20 protein-coding genes and 1 riboswitch are annotated in these 17247 nt (G+C 66.4%); of the genes, 11 read left to right on the forward strand and 9 right to left on the reverse strand.

The annotated features are described in order from the left end of the window. The first annotated feature begins 38 nt into the window (after window positions 1–38). From xylF to EJC49_RS17565, 3 genes are all read left to right on the forward strand, one after another. On the forward strand, window positions 39–1073 hold the full coding sequence (gene xylF, locus EJC49_RS17555; RefSeq protein ID WP_126701237.1) for a D-xylose ABC transporter substrate-binding protein: 1035 nt from the start codon (window positions 39–41) through the stop codon (window positions 1071–1073). A 132-nt stretch (window positions 1074–1205) separates the two neighbouring features. Continuing rightward, complete coding sequence (locus EJC49_RS17560) at window positions 1206–2519, forward strand: sugar ABC transporter permease (protein ID WP_126701238.1); 1314 nt, start codon at window positions 1206–1208, stop codon at window positions 2517–2519. A 13-nt stretch (window positions 2520–2532) separates the two neighbouring features. Next, entirely contained in the window at window positions 2533–3324 is a 792-nt protein-coding gene (locus EJC49_RS17565) for an ATP-binding cassette domain-containing protein (RefSeq protein WP_126701239.1), read from the forward strand. An 85-nt stretch (window positions 3325–3409) separates the two neighbouring features. Here the strand turns inward: EJC49_RS17565 and EJC49_RS17570 are convergent, their stop codons facing one another. The 4 genes from EJC49_RS17570 to EJC49_RS17585 all read right to left on the reverse strand — a co-directional run bounded on the left by EJC49_RS17570 (window position 3410) and on the right by EJC49_RS17585 (window position 6326). Next, a complete protein-coding gene (locus EJC49_RS17570; RefSeq protein ID WP_126701240.1) occupies window positions 3410–3661 on the reverse strand; it encodes a glycine zipper domain-containing protein in 252 nt (83 codons plus the stop codon). A 385-nt stretch (window positions 3662–4046) separates the two neighbouring features. Continuing rightward, complete coding sequence (locus EJC49_RS17575) at window positions 4047–5072, reverse strand: sensor histidine kinase (protein WP_245453452.1); 1026 nt, start codon at window positions 5070–5072, stop codon at window positions 4047–4049. Window positions 5073–5238: 166 nt separating this feature from the next. Continuing rightward, window positions 5239–5406, reverse strand: coding sequence for a DUF1328 domain-containing protein (locus EJC49_RS17580; RefSeq protein ID WP_126701241.1), 168 nt, complete (start codon window positions 5404–5406; stop codon window positions 5239–5241). 125 nt (window positions 5407–5531) lie between these two features. Next, a complete protein-coding gene (locus EJC49_RS17585; protein WP_126701242.1) occupies window positions 5532–6326 on the reverse strand; it encodes a response regulator in 795 nt (264 codons plus the stop codon). 216 nt (window positions 6327–6542) lie between these two features. Here EJC49_RS17585 and EJC49_RS17590 point away from each other — a divergent pair, with 216 nt between their 5' ends. Both EJC49_RS17590 and EJC49_RS17595 read left to right on the forward strand, forming a co-directional pair. Further along, window positions 6543–6743: a NepR family anti-sigma factor gene (locus EJC49_RS17590; RefSeq protein WP_126701243.1), complete on the forward strand. Its 201-nt coding sequence runs from the start codon at window positions 6543–6545 to the stop codon at window positions 6741–6743. Beyond that, window positions 6740–7291: a sigma-70 family RNA polymerase sigma factor gene (locus EJC49_RS17595; RefSeq protein ID WP_126701244.1), complete on the forward strand. Its 552-nt coding sequence runs from the start codon at window positions 6740–6742 to the stop codon at window positions 7289–7291. The genes EJC49_RS17590 and EJC49_RS17595 overlap by 4 nt, the downstream gene beginning before the upstream one ends. Here the strand turns inward: EJC49_RS17595 and EJC49_RS17600 are convergent. The 3 genes from EJC49_RS17600 to EJC49_RS17610 all read right to left on the reverse strand — a co-directional run bounded on the left by EJC49_RS17600 (window position 7274) and on the right by EJC49_RS17610 (window position 10156). Beyond that, window positions 7274–7669 (reverse strand): response regulator, encoded by a 396-nt coding sequence (locus tag EJC49_RS17600; protein WP_245453453.1) that lies wholly within the window; start codon window positions 7667–7669, stop codon window positions 7274–7276. The two genes, EJC49_RS17595 and EJC49_RS17600, sit on opposite strands and share 18 nt — an antisense overlap. A 95-nt stretch (window positions 7670–7764) precedes the next feature. Then, on the reverse strand, window positions 7765–8922 hold the full coding sequence (locus EJC49_RS17605) for a CaiB/BaiF CoA transferase family protein (protein WP_126701245.1): 1158 nt from the start codon (window positions 8920–8922) through the stop codon (window positions 7765–7767). 28 nt (window positions 8923–8950) lie between these two features. After that, complete coding sequence (locus EJC49_RS17610; protein WP_245453454.1) at window positions 8951–10156, reverse strand: AI-2E family transporter; 1206 nt, start codon at window positions 10154–10156, stop codon at window positions 8951–8953. 93 nt (window positions 10157–10249) lie between these two features. Here EJC49_RS17610 and EJC49_RS17615 point away from each other — a divergent pair, with 93 nt between their 5' ends. Further along, window positions 10250–10600, forward strand: a complete 351-nt coding sequence (locus EJC49_RS17615) for an ElaB/YgaM/YqjD family protein (protein WP_126701246.1) — start codon at window positions 10250–10252, stop codon at window positions 10598–10600. 10 nt (window positions 10601–10610) lie between these two features. After that, window positions 10611–11057 (forward strand): hypothetical protein, encoded by a 447-nt coding sequence (locus tag EJC49_RS17620; RefSeq protein WP_126701247.1) that lies wholly within the window; start codon window positions 10611–10613, stop codon window positions 11055–11057. A gap of 89 nt (window positions 11058–11146) precedes the next feature. Here the strand turns inward: EJC49_RS17620 and EJC49_RS17625 are convergent, their stop codons facing one another. Beyond that, on the reverse strand, window positions 11147–12061 hold the full coding sequence (locus EJC49_RS17625; protein WP_126701248.1) for a diacylglycerol/lipid kinase family protein: 915 nt from the start codon (window positions 12059–12061) through the stop codon (window positions 11147–11149). Window positions 12062–12311: 250 nt separating this feature from the next. Between EJC49_RS17625 and EJC49_RS17630 the strand changes: the two genes are divergently transcribed. Further along, window positions 12312–13325 carry a PRC-barrel domain-containing protein gene (locus tag EJC49_RS17630; RefSeq protein ID WP_126701249.1) on the forward strand — a complete coding sequence of 338 codons (1014 nt, stop codon included), beginning with the start codon at window positions 12312–12314 and terminating at the stop codon, window positions 13323–13325. A 114-nt stretch (window positions 13326–13439) separates the two neighbouring features. On the opposite strand, the gene EJC49_RS17635 is transcribed toward EJC49_RS17630, so the two are convergent. Further along, the gene (locus tag EJC49_RS17635) at window positions 13440–14747 is read right to left on the reverse strand and encodes a BLUF domain-containing protein (RefSeq protein WP_126701250.1); all 1308 of its coding nucleotides are present in this window, start codon (window positions 14745–14747) and stop codon (window positions 13440–13442) included. Window positions 14748–14860: 113 nt separating this feature from the next. Continuing rightward, window positions 14861–15065: riboswitch (cobalamin riboswitch) on the reverse strand. A gap of 335 nt (window positions 15066–15400) precedes the next feature. On the opposite strand from EJC49_RS17635, the gene EJC49_RS17640 reads away from it, so the two are divergent. From EJC49_RS17640 to EJC49_RS17650, 3 genes are all read left to right on the forward strand, one after another. Beyond that, entirely contained in the window at window positions 15401–16330 is a 930-nt protein-coding gene (locus EJC49_RS17640) for a VOC family protein (RefSeq protein ID WP_126701251.1), read from the forward strand. Window positions 16331–16349: 19 nt separating this feature from the next. Further along, the gene (locus EJC49_RS17645; RefSeq protein WP_126701252.1) at window positions 16350–16979 is read left to right on the forward strand and encodes an alpha/beta hydrolase; all 630 of its coding nucleotides are present in this window, start codon (window positions 16350–16352) and stop codon (window positions 16977–16979) included. Continuing rightward, window positions 16976–17247: GNAT family N-acetyltransferase (locus tag EJC49_RS17650; RefSeq protein WP_148106310.1), on the forward strand; the 272-nt coding region annotated here is incomplete at its 3' end. The genes EJC49_RS17645 and EJC49_RS17650, both read left to right, overlap by 4 nt.

The following is a 17247-nucleotide window of genomic DNA, read 5'->3' on the forward strand; positions in this document are numbered from 1 at the left end:
CCGGTTTCGCATGTGCAACGATGCACCGGGAGGATAGCATGAAAAAGACAATTCTGGCGCTCAGCTGCGCCGTGTTCAGCCTGTCGTTTGCCGGCGGCGCGCTCGCCAAGGACAAGACGATCGGCGTGTCGTGGTCGAACTTCCAGGAAGAGCGCTGGAAGACCGACGAAGCCGCGATGAAGGCCGCCATCGAGGCCGCCGGTGACAAGTACATCTCCGCCGACGCGCAGTCCTCGGCCGCCAAGCAGCTCACCGACGTCGAGGCGCTCATCGCGCAGGGCGCCGATGCCCTCATCATCCTCGCCCAGGATGCCTCGGCCATCGGCCCGGCGGTCGAAAAGGCCGTCAACGAAGGCATTCCGGTCGTCGGCTACGACCGCCTGATCGAAAACGAGAACGCCTTCTACCTGACCTTCGACAACAAGGAAGTGGGCCGCATGCAGGCTCGCGAAGTGTTCAAGGTACAGCCCGAGGGCAACTACGCCTTCATCAAGGGCTCCTCGTCCGATCCGAACGCCGACTTCCTCTTCTCCGGCCAGATGGAAGTGCTCAAGGAAGCCATGGACTCGGGCAAGATCAAGAATGTCGGCGAGGCCTACACCGATGGCTGGCTGCCGGCGAATGCCCAGAAGAACATGGAGCAGATCCTGACCGCCAACAACAACGAGATCGACGCGGTCGTGGCCTCCAACGACGGCACGGCCGGCGGCGTCGTGGCGGCGCTCACCGCGCAGGGTCTCGCGGGCATCCCGGTCTCCGGCCAGGACGGCGACCATGCGGCGCTCAACCGCGTCGCTCTCGGCACCCAGACCGTTTCGGTCTGGAAGGACGCGCGCGAGCTCGGCAGGAACGCCGCCGAGATCGCCTCCGCGCTCGCCGAAGGCACCGAGATGAGCGCCATCGCCAATGCGGTGAAGTTCACCACGCCGGGCGGCAAGGAAGTCGACGCCGTCTTCCTCACCCCGGTCCCGGTCACCAAGGACAATCTCGCCGCCGTCGTCGACGCCGGCTGGATTTCCAAGGAAGCGCTCTGCCAGGGCGTCGCAGCCGGCAGCGTCGCCGCCTGCAACTGATCTGAACCATCCGACCTGAATTGCGCCGCGGTTTGACGAAAACCGCGGCGCAAGCCTAATCTGACCTCGGAACATCCGCGCCGGCAGCCGCGCAAGACGGCTGGGCGAAGCAGCCCCACGGGGGAGGAAACCATGTCCGACGCGACTTCGACGGCGCCTGCGGATCGCGCCCGGTCAAACGAACTCGGTCCCGTCGCGCGCTTCCTGAAAGCGACCGAGCTCGACACCCGCATGCTGGGCATGATCGCCGCGCTGCTGATCATCTGGCTCGGTTTCCACATCTTCTCCAACGGCCTGTTCCTCACGCCGCGCAATCTTTGGAACCTGTCCGTCCAGTCGTCGTCGGTCGCGGTCATGGCCACCGGCATGGTTCTGGTCATCGTCACCCGCAACATCGACCTGTCGGTCGGCTCGGTCCTCGGCTTCGTCGGCATGATCATCGGCGTCACGCAGGCCGAGATCCTGCCGCGCTACCTCGATTTCGGGCATCCCGCCATCTGGGTCATCGCGCTCATCGTGGGCATCCTCATCGGCGTGATCATCGGCGCGCTGCAGGGCTACGTCATCGCCTTCCTCGGCGTTCCCGCCTTCATCGTCACGCTCGGCGGCCTGCTGGTCTTGCGCGGCGCGGCCTGGTGGGTTACCTCGGGCCGCACGGTCGCGCCCATGGACGAAACCTTCCGCCTGATGGGCGGCGGCCCGGCCGGGTCGATCGGTGCGACCGCGAGCTGGATCGTCGGCATCATCGCATGCCTGGCCGTGGTGCTCATGCTGTTCAACGGCCGCCGGCAGCGCAAGCGCTTCCGCTTTCCGCTGCGCCCGGTCTGGGCCGAGTTTTTCCTCGGCGGCATCGCCTGCGCCTTCATCATGGGCGCGGTCTGGATCGCGAATTCCTATCCATGGCCGATCGGCATCGTGCGCAACTACGCCCGTGACAACAACATCACGCTTCCCGAGGGCGGGCTCTTCATCGCCCACGGCATCGCCATCCCGGTGCTGATCGCCATCGGCGTCGGCGTCATCATGTCCTTCGTCTCGACGCGCACGCGCTTCGGCCGCTACGTCTTCGCCATCGGCGGCAACCCCGAGGCGGCCGCGCTCGCCGGCATCAACACCCGCTGGGTCACGATGAAGATCTTCATGCTGATGGGCGGCCTCGCCGCCATCGGCGCCGCCATCTCGACCGCGCGCCTCAACGCCGCCACCAATGCGCAGGGCACGCTGGACGAGCTGCTCGTCATTGCCGCGGCCGTCATCGGCGGCACCTCGCTCGCCGGCGGCGCGGGCACGGTGGCCGGCGCCATGATCGGCGCGGTGCTGATGCAGTCGCTGTCGACCGGCATGATCCTGCTCGGCGTCGACACGCCGCTGCAAAACATCGTCGTCGGCCTCGTGCTCGTGATCGCGGTCTGGCTCGACACGCTCTATCGCAAGCGGATGCAGTAAGGGAGGGACCGACATGGAACGCAAGGGTCCGCCGCTCGTCGAACTGAAGAACATCTCGATCGCCTTCGGCGGCATCCGCGCCGTCGACGACGCCTCGGTCGATCTCTATCCGGGCGAAGTCGTCGCGCTGCTCGGCCACAACGGCGCCGGCAAGTCGACGCTGATCAAGATCCTGTCGGGCGCCTACAAGCGCGACGCGGGCGAAATCCGCGTCAATGGCGAGGAGGCGACGATCGCCAATCCGCGCGACGCCAAGGCCTACGGCATCGAGACCATCTACCAGACGCTGGCGCTGGCCGACAATGTCGACGCCGCCGCGAACCTGTTCCTCGGCCGCGAACTGGTCACGGCCTGGGGCACGCTCGACGACGTCGCCATGGAAGACCAGGCCCGCAAGGTGATGGGTCGGCTCAATCCGCGCTTCGTTCGCTTCAAGGAACCGGTGGTGAAGCTGTCCGGCGGGCAGCGCCAGTCCGTGGCGATCGCCCGCGCCATCCTGTTCAACGCCCGCATCCTGATCATGGACGAGCCGACCGCCGCGCTCGGCCCGCAGGAGACCGCGCAGGTCGGCGAACTCGTCAAGCAGCTCAAGGCCGACGGCATCGGCATCTTCCTGATCAGCCACGACATCCACGACGTCTTCGACCTGGCCGACCGCGTCTGCGTCATGAAGAACGGCCAGGTGGTCGGCACGGCCCGCACCGAGGACGTCACCAAGGACGAGGTGCTGGGCATGATCATCCTGGGCAAATGCCCGCCCGGCGCCACGCCCGGTCCGGGGGCCATGGTCGTCGCCGCAGCCTGACCGACACCGCCGATACCGCATGGACGACATGAAAAAAGCCTGGCGCGAAGCCAGGCTTTTCTCGTCGTCCGGCAGTGCCGGTCGATCAGTAGCAGCGATCGTACACGGTACGGCCGTCGCGCGTGCGATACTGGCAGCGACCGTCCGCGGTGCGGCCGATCAGGTAGCCGCCGACGCCGCCAGCCACCGCGCCGATCAGCGCGCCCTGGGTGCCGCCGACCGCCGATCCGACGAGGGCGCCACCGACGGCGCCGACCGTTCCGGTCTGCTCGGCCGTGGTGCAGCCCGTGACAGCCAGCATGAGCACAGCGACCGCTGCATAAACAATCTTCATCATGTTCCCGTTCTCCTGATTAATGACCGGTTGCCCGTCCCAAGACAGGCTCGCCGAAAATTTTGCCCCAATTTTGTCCGGATACCGCGTTTGCGGCAAAATTCGGAAATCTCGGCGCAGCACCGACGCTACATGGAACTCCGAACGTCGCCGGAGGTTCCACGACAATCGTATCATTACGTTGAATACGGGGACACACTGCGAAAAACATCGCATTCGAAAAAATATCCGGCCGGCTGGAACCTTGCCCCCGGATGCACGTTCCTGGCGAACGTTTTGCGATGCCCCCATCGCAAGGCGGGCGACGGAGACACACGCCCCCCGCCCATGTCTCCGTCGCTAACTCAAAAGCCGGCCTCGTGCCGGCTTTTTTTTCGAGCCCGCGCGGTCAGCCGAGTTCGAAATTCTCCGGCGGGATCACCAGCCGATAGACCAGCTCGTCGGGCTCGATCGTCAGGGTCGCCGTGCCGTTCAGCGAAGCGGGCACCACCCGTTCCAGCGCGAGGCTTCCGAAACGGCCCTCCTCCGTCGGATTGGAGTTGGCCGGCAGCACTTCGCGCCAGGTCAGCTCCATGGCCTCCTCGCCATCGTCCCCGACAATCTTCTTGGCCGCGATCGTGACCATCCCGTCCGGCCGCGACATGGCGCCATGGCTGACCGCGTTGACCGCCAGCTCGTGCAACGCCAGCCCGATGTGCAGCGCGGCATTCGGGTTCAGATAGGGATTGCCGCCTTCCAGCCGGAGATTGCGCACCGGGTCCGGGCAGAACCGAATCACCTGGCCGGCCACCAGTTCGTGCAGGTCGGCGCCGCGCCAGTTCGACGACGTCACCAGATCCTGCGACGCGGCCAGCGATTGCAGCCGCCCACGGAACCGTTGCAGGAAATCCGTGATCGTCCCCGAATAGCGTCCGGTCTGGTTGGCGATGGATTGGATGATGGCGAGCAGGTTCTTGGAGCGATGGCTCACCTCCCGCAACAGCATCCTGAGCGCGTCCTCGCGCCGCTTCCGGTCGGTCACTTCGACCGCCGTGGTGATGATGCCGCGCACCTCGCCGTCGACGCTGTCGGCGTCGATCCATATCTCGAACCAGCGAAATCCGCCCGGATCGGGAAAGCGCATTTCCAGATGGCTCCGCTCGACGCCCGAGAGGGCCGCCCTGCGAGCCGCGTCGAGGCGCGCGGAGTCTTCCTGAGACAACATGCCTGCGCCCGCGTCACCGCCGCCGCACAACGCGTCGCCGATCCAGCCCGCAGGCTGGTTCTCGGTCCACAGGCACGCCAGGTCACGGTCGAGATAGAGAACGGAGACACTCGTGTTGTGAAGAGCCCGCAACAAACCGCGATCGAACCCCACCAGTGCAGGAGGCGTCTTTGCGTCGCTCGACGCCATCTCCTTCTCGCCTTTTTCCATGCCCGTTTTCGCCCCGAATGTTTGTTTTATCTTTCCAACGAAACAAAGCCGCCCAAGGTTCCGCCTGAAAGAAAGACACCGACCCGCGAACCGTGTTCACGGGTCGGTGCGCGCGAATCCGGCTGAGGGGAAAACCGGACTCGTGTACCGATTTCGTTCTCGCTGCCTATCTCGCCTGGTCCCGCATCCCTGCAACCAGCGACCAGACCAGCACAACCAGAAAGACGAAAAAGAGAACTTGTGCAACCCCGGCAGCCATGCCGGCGATGCCGCCAAATCCCAGCGCCCCCGCGACGAGGGCAAGAACCAGAAACACGAGTGTCCAGTAGAGCATGATCGCCGCTCCATTCAGTGCTTTTACAACAATGATGGAACAACGCTCTTTTCTTTTTCTTGTTCCCGAAAAAAGCCGCCCGTAGAGGCGGCTTTTATCAAGAAAGGCGAATCACGAGAGGTGCGTCAGGCAGCGGCCTTGGCCTGCCGGTCGAAGAACAGCGCCTGGCTGATCAGCGCCTTCACCATGTCCGGATTGAACGGCTTGGTCACCAGGAAAGCGGGTTCGGGCCGTTCGCCGGTCAAAAGCCGCTCGGGGAAGGCGGTGATGAAGATCACCGGCACGGACGTGCTCGCCAGGATCTCGTTGACCGCGTCGATGCCCGAGCTGCCGTCCGCCAGCTGGATGTCGGCGAGCACCATGCGCGGCTGCGTCTTGCGAAACAGCGCGGTCGCTTCCGAATGGGTCCGGGCGGTGCCGACCACGCGATGGCCGAGGCTTTCCACCATTTCCTCGATGTCCATGGCGATCAGCGGCTCGTCCTCGATGATGAGGATGTCAGTCGCCACCTGGCGGGAAATTTCCTTCGAGGCTTCGTTCAGGAGTTCGGAGAATTCGTCCTCCGTCACGTCGAGGATCTCGGCGCCTTCGCGGTCGCTGAAGCCTTCGACCGCCACGAGCACGAAAGCCTGGCGCGGGCGGGGGGCGATGGACGACAGGCTGGCGGCCGCGCGGGCTTCCCACGGCGACGCGGGCGTCCCGCTCGGCACCTTCACGGTGATGGAGGAGAACAGCTTGGCGAAAATCTTGTACAGGCCGACCTTGGGGCTGGACGAATCCGGGAAGATGCTGATGTCGGCGATGATCGCCTCGAGGACGGCGGCTACCAGCGCGTCACCGCTTGCCTGTGACCCGGATACCGCTCGCGAAAACCGACGCAGATAGGGCAGATGTGGCGCGATACTGGCGGAAAGACTCATAATCGTCGAAACTCCCTCATGATGACGCCCACAGGCCCGTGGCGCGAACGATGCCGACAAAACGACGCGTTGCGAAAAAAGTTCCGGTCGACAGGAACTTTTTTGATTCTGCCGCATTTGAAGCCGGAATGAGACGCGCCTCCTCGGCGCTTGGTCTCCATTGGAGCACGAGAAGCCGCGCATGGCGGTTGGCAACGGCAGGGGTCAGGAACAAATATGAGTGAGTATGAAACGCGTTCCGCGAGCGGCAAGCCGCGTCGCGACGATCCGCTCGGTGCAAACTCCGAGATCGGAAAGAAGCTGCGCGAGTATTATGATGGTTTGATGTCGCCCGACGTCCCGGATCGTTTCACCGATCTCCTCAGCCAGCTCGAAACCGCCGAGAGCCAGCGCAAGAAGGCAGGGGGGAATGAATGAGCGACGCCGGGGAGTTCAAGACCGGTCTGCTCAAGGCCATCCCCAGTCTGCGGGCCTTCGCGGTCTCGCTGTCGCACAACAGCGACAAGGCCGATGATCTGGTCCAGGAAACGCTGGTCAAGGCTTGGGACAAGCAGACGAGCTTCCAGCCCGGCACCAACCTGAAGGCCTGGCTCTTCACCATCCTGCGCAACGAATTCTATTCGCAGATGCGCAAGCGCGGCCGCGAGGTTCAGGACAGCGAAGGCACCATGACAGCGCGGCTCGCCGTCCATCCGAGCCAGCACGGATCGCTCGACCTGAAGGATTTCCGCGCGGCCCTCGAACGCCTGCCGGAAGACCAGCGGGAAGCGGTCGTCCTCATCGGCGCGTCCGGCTTCTCCTACGAGGAAGCGGCCGAAATCTGCGGCTGCGCCGTCGGCACCATCAAGAGCCGCGTCAGCCGCGCCCGCGTGCGGCTTCAGGAACTGCTGTCGATCGAAGGCGAGGGCGACTACGGCCCCGACGCGATCGCAGCGCAGGTCATGGGTTCAGGCGCCGCAGCCTGACCGGCTGCGCTGGATGACCTCGGACAGAACCCGCGCGAGTTCGTCCCCCGAATAGGGCTTCCCGACGACAGGAACGTCGGGAAAGCCGTCCGCGATCTCGCCCACATTCGTCAGGCCGGTCGCAAACACGAACGGGATTCGGCGCTCCAGCAACTGGCCGGCAAATTGCGCGGTCGTTTCTCCGCCGAGGCGCAGATCGAGGATCGCGGCATCGAACTGCCAGTCCTCGAAAGGCCGCTCGCCCAGATCGTCGAGGCTGCGCAGGATCGTCACCTCGCGCGCGCCCCACTCCAGGCATGTCTGCTCGACATCCATGGCAATGAGATACTCGTCCTCGAGGATCAGTATCGAGCGACCGTCAAGGCGGCTTTCAGCCAATGGAATGGTCTCCGGTTGCGGGTGCATTGTCATTTGTTGCACCACCGCCGCCGCGTTGTCATTTAAATATGACGTCTGCCGCAGCTTATCCTGCGTCAGCCCTCCCCAGGCTCGACATCGGCGCCGATCCCCAGCTCGGCCAGGATGGCCGCCGAATGCTGGCCGAGCGCCGGAACCGCGTCCATGCGGGGTTCCCAGCCGCCGCCTATCGGCCTGAGCGCCGGAAGCGGTCCGGTCGGGGTCTCCACGCTGGTCCAGCGGCCGCGGGCCGCGAGCTGCGGGTGGTTCCAGAGGCCCGCCATGTCGTTCACCCGCGCCATGCCGATGCCCGCCCGCTCCAGGCGCTCGATCGCCTCGGCGGCCGTCAGCCGGGACAGGACCGCGTCGATGGCGGCCTGCAACTCGGCGCGGTGGGCCGCGCGTCCGTCATTGCCCATGAAGCGCCCGTCCGTTGCAAGATCGGGACGGTCGAGCACGATCGTGGCGAAGGACGCCCATTCCCGGTCGTTCTGCAGGCCGAACAGCACCGTGCCGTCCGAGGTCTCGAAAGGACCGTAGGGAAAGATCGTCGCATGGCCGGCTCCGGCCCGCTGCGGCGGGGTGGCGCCGTCGGTGGCGAAGTACATCGGAAAGCCCATCCATTCGGCCATCGCCTCCAGCATGGAGATCTCGATATGGTCTCCGGTCCCGGTCCGCGCCCTTTGCAGCAGCGCGGCCAGGATGCCCTGGAAGGCCATGGCGCCGGCCGCGATGTCGGCGACCGAGATGCCCGCCTTCGCCGTCTGGTCCGGCGTGCCGGTGACCGACAGGAACCCGGCTTCCGCCTGGATCAGCAGGTCATAGGCCTTGCGTGCCTCGTAGGGGCCGCCCTTGCCATAGCCGGAGATGGAGCAGGTGATCAGCCGGGGCCACCGCTTTCGCAGGGTCTCGGGGTCGAGCCCCATCCGCTCGGCGGCGCCGGGCGCCAGGTTCTGCACGAACACGTCCGCCCGGTCCACGAGCCGCAGCAGCACGTCCCGTTCTGCGTCCTGCTTCAGGTCGAGCGCCAGGCTTTCCTTGGATCGGTTCGTCCAGACGAAATGGCTGGACAGGCCGCGCGCGCGGCCGTCATAGGCGCGGGCGAAGTCGCCGCCGTCTGGCCGCTCCACCTTGATGACCCGGGCCCCCAGGTCGGCGAGCTGGCGCGTGCAGTAAGGTGCGGCGACCGCCTGTTCGAGGGAGACGACGAGCAGTCCATCGAGCGGTCGCGTCATGCCTTGTGTCCGGTCGGGCAAACCCGAGCTATCTCGGGCCATCGAGGGTCGAGCGAGGCTTAGCATGCGTCGCGCGATTGGCAAGCGCGTCCGCGCTCGCCGTCTCGTGCCAGTCCATGCCCGGCACGATGTTGGCCGCGATGGCATAGAACACCAGCAGCATGGGAATGGCGATGAAGCCCCCGATCGGGCCCCAGAGCCAGATCCAGAAGGCAATGGCCAGGATGACCACGAAAGGGTTCATCAGCATGGTCTTGCCGATCACCTGCGGCGTGACGAACTGCGCCTCGATCAGGTTCACGCCGAGATAGACCAGAGGCGGCAACAGACTGCCGCTGAGCGTGTCATACTGCGTCAGTCCGACGGCGAAGAGAACAACCGCCATGACGGCCGGGCCGAGATAGACGACGAAGTTGAGGATCGCGGCGAGCGCCCCCCAGAGGGCTGCCGACGGCATGCCGATCGCAAACATCGCCGCGCCGACCGCGACGCCGAGCCCGACGTTGATGACCGTGATCGACAGCAGGTAGCGCGACACGCTCTGTTCCACGTCGCGGAAGATATGCGCCACGCGCCAGCGGATCCGCCGGGTGGTGCAAAGGCGCAGGATCGCATTGCGGCTGCGGTTGCGGGTGGCCACGAAGAAGTAGAGGCTCGCCAGGAACAGGAGAACCTGGCCGATGATGGCCGGAGCGAGCACCGCCATGCTTTCCACGGCGGTGCCTTCCTCCACCGACACGGTCACATTGTCCGAGCCGCTGATCGTGCGCAGTTCCTCGCGCAGGTCGCGCAAGACGTTCATCGGCTCGCGAAACTGCGCCATGTGGAACTGAAGCTGCGCCCAGACCTGGGGCGCGAGGTCCAGCCAGGTCGTCAGCGGCGCCGCCAGCGCCAGCATCCCGAGCGCCAGGATCAGGAGGAACAGAAGCACCACGATCGCCGCGGCGACGGCCGAGTTGGCTCCGCGCCGCTCGAGCCAGCTCGCCACCGGGCTGAACATCAGTCCGATGACGATCGCCATCAGCACGGGGGCGAGCACGAACTGGCCGGAGTCGAGAGCAAAGACGACCGCCACCAGGCCGACCGCGATGGTTCCGAGCTGGGCGCCCTTGACGAGCAGAACCTCGGCGTTGGAACGTGGCGGCAGCCGGACGATCGGCGGCTTCTTGAAGGCCCAATGCTGCATGGCTGTCAGGTTTTCCGGCTGGACTCGGGAGTTGAAACGCCCTCTCATGCGCGCGGGTTCCTTCGCGGCCCGCGGAAACGGCGGAACCGTAACCGTCCGGCGGCGTTGTCTGGTTCCAATCGGTAGAAGAGGAAGACCTTCATGACGCCAAGCCAAGCCAAGCCCGAAGACGCAGCCTCCGGCGCCGCTCGATCGAAAACCGCCTCGCGCGAGGAGTTCGAGGAGCAGATCGCCATTCTCAAGGAAGAGCTGGAGCTTCTGAAGGCGCAGCTGTCGCGCTCCTCCGAGCGTTCGGCGGCCGCGGCGCGCAAGGCGGCGGTCAGTGGCGCGGAAAATCTTCGCGAGCATGGCGAGGCCGCCATGGAGGATCTGCGTGCCAACGCGCGCGACGTCGAGGCCCAGATCACGGCGACCGTGCGCGAGAAGCCGATCACGTCGCTGGCGCTCGCAGCCGGCGTCGGCTTCCTGTTTGCGCTGATCGCACGTCGATAAGGGTGCCCGCGTGATCGGACCGCTTGTCGCCGCCATCGCCTCCGCCAACGCGCCGCGCATGGCGAGGCGGTTGCGCCGGGCCGTGATCGACTACGCCATCGCCGGGGTCGCGTTCGTCCTCGGCATCGGCTTTCTGCTCGTCGCCGCCTTCATCTGGGCCGCGCGTCGCTGGGGCGGTCTCGAGGCCGCCATCGGCTTCGGTCTCGGCTTTCTTCTGTTGTCGGTGCTCACGTTGATGGTGCACCGCATGGTGACCGCCAGGCGGCTGCGCCGTCTCGCGGAACGGCAGAAGGCCGACCAGGTGCGATCCATGGCCACCGCCGCTGCGGTCGCCGCCGTGCCTGCTTTGATACGCCAGGTCGGGATCGTCGGCTCGCTGGCCCTGCCGCTGGCCGCGCTCGCTGCCTACGCGATCTGGCAGGAAAACCGCCCGCGGACACCCGACGAGCCGGACTGACCTCGGGCGGCAATTTCTGCCGCCTCAGGCGGCAATTTCTGCCGCCTCGGGCGGCACTCCCTTTTCCTCAGGCGGGTCTGTCAGCCGCCTCAGGCGGCGCTCTCCGCCGCATCGGGCACCAGCACGTTCAGCACCTTCGGGTGGATCTTCACCACCGTCTTCTCTTCCAGCGTCGCCAGTTCGCCGTCGATGACGCAGCGATGGCGGCGCAGGGGCGACAGGATCGTCAGCGTCGCGCCCTCGCATTCGTGGATTTCCACGATCTCCGTCTCCCGCAGCCGCCCGATCGTCATCGCCAGGAACAGCCAGGCCAGTTGCAGCCGGTTGGCCGGCCCTGCGATGTAGATGCCCAGCACGCCGCCGTCCGGCGTGTCCGCAAAGGGCAGGTGGCCTTCGCCGAACAGATTGTTGGAAATGCCGAGCCCCGTCGTGGTGCTGCGGATTTCGGCATCGCCGAGCTCCAGCGAGATGTCGATGGCGGGCGGGTGCTGCAGCACGGCGAGGCCCGCGCGCACCGATGCCCACATCTTGCCGATGCGCGATCCATACTCGAAGCGTGAGCGCATCTGGACGAGGCGGGCGTGCAGCCCGATGGAAAACTGATGCACGAAAGGTCGGCCATTGGCGGTCGCCACGTCGACGGGCTTCAGCCGTCCCCGGGCATGGCCTTCGATGGCCCGCTCCAGCGTGAGATCGATCCCCAGTCCGCGCGCGAACAGGTTCATCGTCCCGGCTGGCAAGACCGCCAGGGCCTTGTCCGTCGACATGATGGCGGCGGCGGCGGCCGAGATCGTTCCGTCGCCTCCGCCTGCCAGCACCACGTCGATGTCCTTGCGTGCGACGGCGCGATCCAGCGCGGCCACGATCTCGCTCCCCCGGACGATCTCGATCTCGATGCGGTGGCCCGCCGCCTCCATGGTCTTCGTCATGAAGGCCGACAGCGCGGCGAGATCGGTCGTCCGCAGCGTACCGCCGTCGCGGTTCAGGATCGCGAGAAACTGCATGGGACTTCCGGTTCCATCTGGGGAAAGAGCAACGCGCGCGTCATGCGGGCGGGCCTACAACTCGGCTGCGCCAGCCCCGGTTCCACCCGCACGAAAAGCAGCCGGGATCGTCGCCGGAGATGATTCTGTTCGGAACAAGTTGTGAGTCGCGGCGTTGTGAGCGGGTGAAAGGGCCACGCCCCTGCCTTCACCGGCAAGTTGGGACAGGAGCGCGGCCCATGCATCGAATAATGCACAAGGAGAGCATAACATGATCCGCAAGCTTTTGGCGACCACCGCCGTCGCAACCCTCATTTCCACCGGTGCCATGGCGCAGACCACCACCGTTCCCGCCGAAAACGCCCAGCCGGGCGTGACGGTTCAGGATCCGGCCATGCAGAACCAGGCCGCGACCCAGAACCAGATGGTCGTGCAGGCCGCTGGCAATCTCGCCTCCAACATCATCGGCGAGACCGTCTACAACAGCGCCGCTGACGGCGCCGAGAGCATCGGCGAAGTCAACGACATCGTCATCGGCGCCGACGGCAACATCGAGGCCCTGATCATCGGCGTCGGCGGCTTCCTCGGCATCGGCCAGAAGGACGTGGCCATCGAGTATGATCTGGCCGAATGGGTCGAGCGCGACGGCGACCGCTGGATCGTCGTTCCGACCACGACCGACGCCCTGAAGGCGCAGCCCGATTTCGACCGCCTCGCCTATCAGCCGACCCCGGCTGGCACGGTCGTCGGCGAAACCCGTCCCGCAACCGCCCAGGATCTCGCGGTCGCGCCGGCTGACGGCACCGCTGCCGCCCCGGCCACGGACGGTCAGGCCACGACGATGGCTCCGGCTGACGGCACCACCGCCGCCCCGGCCACGGATGGCCAGGCCATGGCTCCGGCCGCCGGCACGGATGACACCCGCACCGCCGCCATCGACCGGTCGACCCTGCAGCCGCTCGCGGCCGAAGAGCTGACCGCCGACAACCTCATCGGCACCACCGTCTACGGCGTCAACGACGAGAACGTCGGTGAAGTCGGCGATCTGGTCCTGAGCCAGGACGGTCAGATCGACGCCGTGCTGCTCGACGTGGGCGGTTTCCTCGGCATCGGCGAGAAGGAAGTCGCGATCGGCATGGACCGTCTCGAGTTCATGCGTGACGAAAACGGCAACCGCTATCTCTACACGCCGTTCACGCAGGAGCAGCTCGAGGCCCAGCCCGAGTACGACGAGGCGACCTACGCCAACGGCCGCGACCAGATGCGCATGGTCGTCCCCAACTGATCTGGCGTCATTCGACCCCTCGAGGGCCGGACACAAAGAGCCCCGTCGCGAAAGCGGCGGGGCTTTTTCGCATCCGGCAACGGCCAGGCGGCCGTCCGTCCCAGGCCCGCGTCTTCAGGCGTCGAGCCTGCGTGCCCTCTGCCCGGATACGGCTTGCGCAATCAACCGGCCGATGTCGGCGGACGTCGTGCATGCGAGGTCGGCGCCCACCTGCGCGGCGCTGGCCTTGCGATCGACGAAGACCCGCCCGCCGACCACCACCAGCAGATGGGGATTGCGGGAGGCGCGCCGCATGTCCGCGATCGATTTCGTCAGGCGAGGCAGCCAGTCGGCCCGTTGGAACGCCGCGCTCAGCGACAGGTCCACCACGTCGAACCACGTCGCCGAGACGAGTTCCTGCAGCGTGCGGTCGTCGGTCGGATACTCGCATTGCGGGGCCCATCCGGCCCGCCAGAGAATGTCCTCGTCCAGCGCCGCTCCGAGATGATGGAGTTCGCCCGGTTCGGGCGCGATGAGAACGGTCGCGCCGCTCGTCTCCCGCCCGCCATGCGGCGGCTCGATCGCGCCGAGCAAGCGCGCCGCGGCGAGGATGCGGCAGAGGCCGAGCGTCACTTCGAACTCGCTGCATCCTTCCTGGGCCCACAAATCGCCCAGGCTTCGCGCGGCCGGCTCCAGGAGGTTGGCATAGAGCGGCGTGATGGAGACCTCCGCCCTGTTCAGCTCCTCGATCAGTTCGCGGGCGGCGGCCTGGTCGGCCTCGACCAGCAGTTCGGCGAGTTCCCGCGCGCGGGGATGCAGCCTCACCACGCCGCTTTCCAGTCCGGTCGCCTGGCTCAGGGCGGTGAGGATCACCTGCTTGAGCGTCTGCGCCGTGCTGCCGCCCAGCATCGCGTCGTCATGGCCGGTCGCCGGGCCGGCCGGCTCGGTCCCCGGCGCAGGCCGACGCTCCGGCACGAGCTTGGCAAGCAGCGCCGGCGCCGAGGTCGGACGCAGGCGCAATTCGCAGACGAGATCGGACGGCGCCTCGATCATCTCGTGGCCCCAGGGCGCCCGGCCGGAACCCGCCGCCGCCAGCTTCATGTTCCAGGCCCCGAAGGCGCGCTGCGACGACGTCCTCTCGCTCAGAACCTCGATGTCGGTGTGGCGGGGGTCGTTGCGGATCGAGCACATCACCCGGGAAAGGCTGTCCCTTGGCCCTTCCAGCCACTGGAAGAACCGGGAATCGTCATACACCACGATGCCCGTGATGGATTCGCGCCGATTGCGTTCTTCGGAATTGAGGGTGAGTTGACGAAGCTGGCCTGCCGAGAGGTCGTTCACGGCGCGGCTGCGGTAGACGAGATTGCAGAGCGGGGCGCCGCTCCTCCCGGGACTTCCCGATGACGCCGGGCCAGCCTCCGCCCAAGATTGCATGCTCGACATCCGACACCTCCCTGCCGTCTGCGCCCGGTCGAGGTGGGTCAGACAATGACGAGGTGTCCGGAACGTCGGTTCCAGCCAGGGTCACGCCAGTGTTCTAACCCGGGCACCCCGCCCGTTGATGGTGTGCTATGGCAGGTCTCCTGGCTTCGCGGGTCTGGGCTTCGATCCTGTCTTCCCGGAATTGCTCCCAGTGACGTGGCCGGATCGTCGCTCGCCGCTTACAGTTGCGGGGGCAGCTTCGGTATTGGCACGCGCCGCACCGAATTCCCTCTTAGATCCACGCCAGTAACGCGGATAACCATAGCAGCAATCATGTTGATGGCCTCCTCGAGAACTGTCAAGGAAATTAGACAGTCATGCAACGGAATCGCATGGAGCGGCGGTTTCTTCCGATGCGTCGGGGCCGGATGGCCGCGCTGGTCGCGCTGACGAACATCGGCAAGAGGAATGGAAGATGCCGGGTCATGATGCGTGTTCCGCGGGCGCGTCCCTGGTGCGGTCGCGTCGGCGATAAACAATCGCTCTGCCATCGTTCACAAACGGTGGACAATGCATTCTGCGTTGGGCGGCTTTCAATGCCGGGTCGAAACCCGAAATATCATCCCAGACAGAAACGAGCGGCTCCGACCGCCTGGAACGAAAGGACGAGACCCATGCTCGACCAGATCAAGGGCCTGCACCACGTGACCTCGATGGCGCGCGACGCGCAGGAGAACAACAGCTTCTTCACCCATAAGCTTGGCCTGCGCCGCGTGAAGAAGACGGTCAATTTCGACGCGCCGGACGTCTACCATCTCTACTATGGCGACGAGCAGGGAACGCCGGGGTCGGTGATGACCTATTTTCCGTTCCCCAACATCGGGCCGCGTCGCGGCGGTGCCGGCGAAGTCGGCGCCACGGTCTTTTCGGTGCCCGAAGGCACGCTGCCGTTCTGGCGCGAGCGACTGGCTGCCGAAGGCGTTGGCGGGCTCTCCGAAACCGAGAGCTTCGGCGAGAAGCGGCTGGCCTTCGCCGGCCCCGACCATGACGAGTTCGCGCTCGTCGAGGCGAGGTACGACAGCCGCACGCCCTGGACCGGGGGCGCGGTTGCCGGCGACGAGGCGATCCGCGGCTTCCACTCCGTGTCGCTCAGGCTGCGCGACGGCGGCGCGACCGAGGAACTGCTCCGGTTCATGGGCTACCAGCCGGTCGACCGGTCGGGCGCCGTCACCCGCCTCGCCGTGCCGGGCGGCAACGGCGCGGACGTCATCGACATCGAGACGATCGCCGGCAGCCGCGCCGATCTCGGCGCCGGATCGGTGCACCACGTCGCCTTCGCGGTCGAGAACCGCGCCAGGCAGCTCGAGGTGCGCAAGGCGTTGATGGACACGGGCTATCAGGTCACGCCGGTGATCGACCGCGACTATTTCTGGGCGATCTATTTTCGCACGCCGGGCGGCGTCCTGTTCGAGGTGGCCACCAACGAGCCGGGCTTCGACCGCGACGAGGACACCGCCCATCTCGGCGAGGCGCTCAAGCTGCCGCGTCAGCACGAGCATCTGCGCGGCATCCTGGAGGGTCACCTCCAGCCGATCGCCGACTGACCGGAGAAAGGACCAGACGATGTCCACCGACAGCTACATCCACCGCCGGGAGCAAGGGGCTCCCGGCCAACCGCTGGTCTTTGCCTTCCACGGCACCGGCGGCGACGAGAACCAGCTCGTCGATCTCGCACGCGAGCTCGTGCCGGGCGCCACCATCGTGTCGCCGCGCGGCGACGTCTCCGAGTTCGGATCGGCGCGCTTCTTCCGCCGCACCGGGGAGGGCGTCTACGACATGGACGACCTCGCCCGCGCGACAGACAAGATGGCCGGCTTCGTCGAGGCGCATGTCGCGGCCGAAAAGCCGTCCCGCGTGCTCGCCTTCGGCTATTCCAACGGGGCCAACATTCTCGCCAGCGTTCTGTTCGCCCATCCCGGGCTCTTCGACGCGGTGGCGCTGATGCATCCGCTGATCCCGTTCCAGCCGAGGATCGAAGGCTCGCTCGCGGGCCGGCCGATCCTCGTCACCGCCGGCGAGCGCGATCCGATCTGCCCGCCGAACCTGACCCGCCGGCTGGAAAGCTGGCTGGCCGACGCGGGTGCCGCCGTCACCATGCACTGGCATCAGGGCGGCCACGAGCTTCGCCCCGACGAGGTCTCGGCCGCCACCCGGCACTTCGCCGCCATCGCAACGGAAGGACGCGGATCATGACCGACACGCCCGTCACCATCGAATACGAGGACAACGGCTCCAAGGGCCGCTATTTCGTCCGGAGTCCGAACGGCGCCATCGCCGAATCGACCTTTTCCAAGCTCGGCGAGCGCCAGATCATCATCGACCACACCGAGGTCCCGGACGCGTTCCGGGGCCAGGGCATCGGATCGAAGCTCGTCACCCGCGCCGTGGAAGACGCCCGCGCGGCCGGCAAGACCATCATCCCGCTCTGTCCCTTCGCCCGCGAACAGTTCCGCCGCCATCC

The organism is Aquibium carbonis, assembly GCF_003970795.1.
Classification (GTDB): Bacteria; Pseudomonadota; Alphaproteobacteria; order Rhizobiales; family Rhizobiaceae; genus Aquibium; species Aquibium carbonis.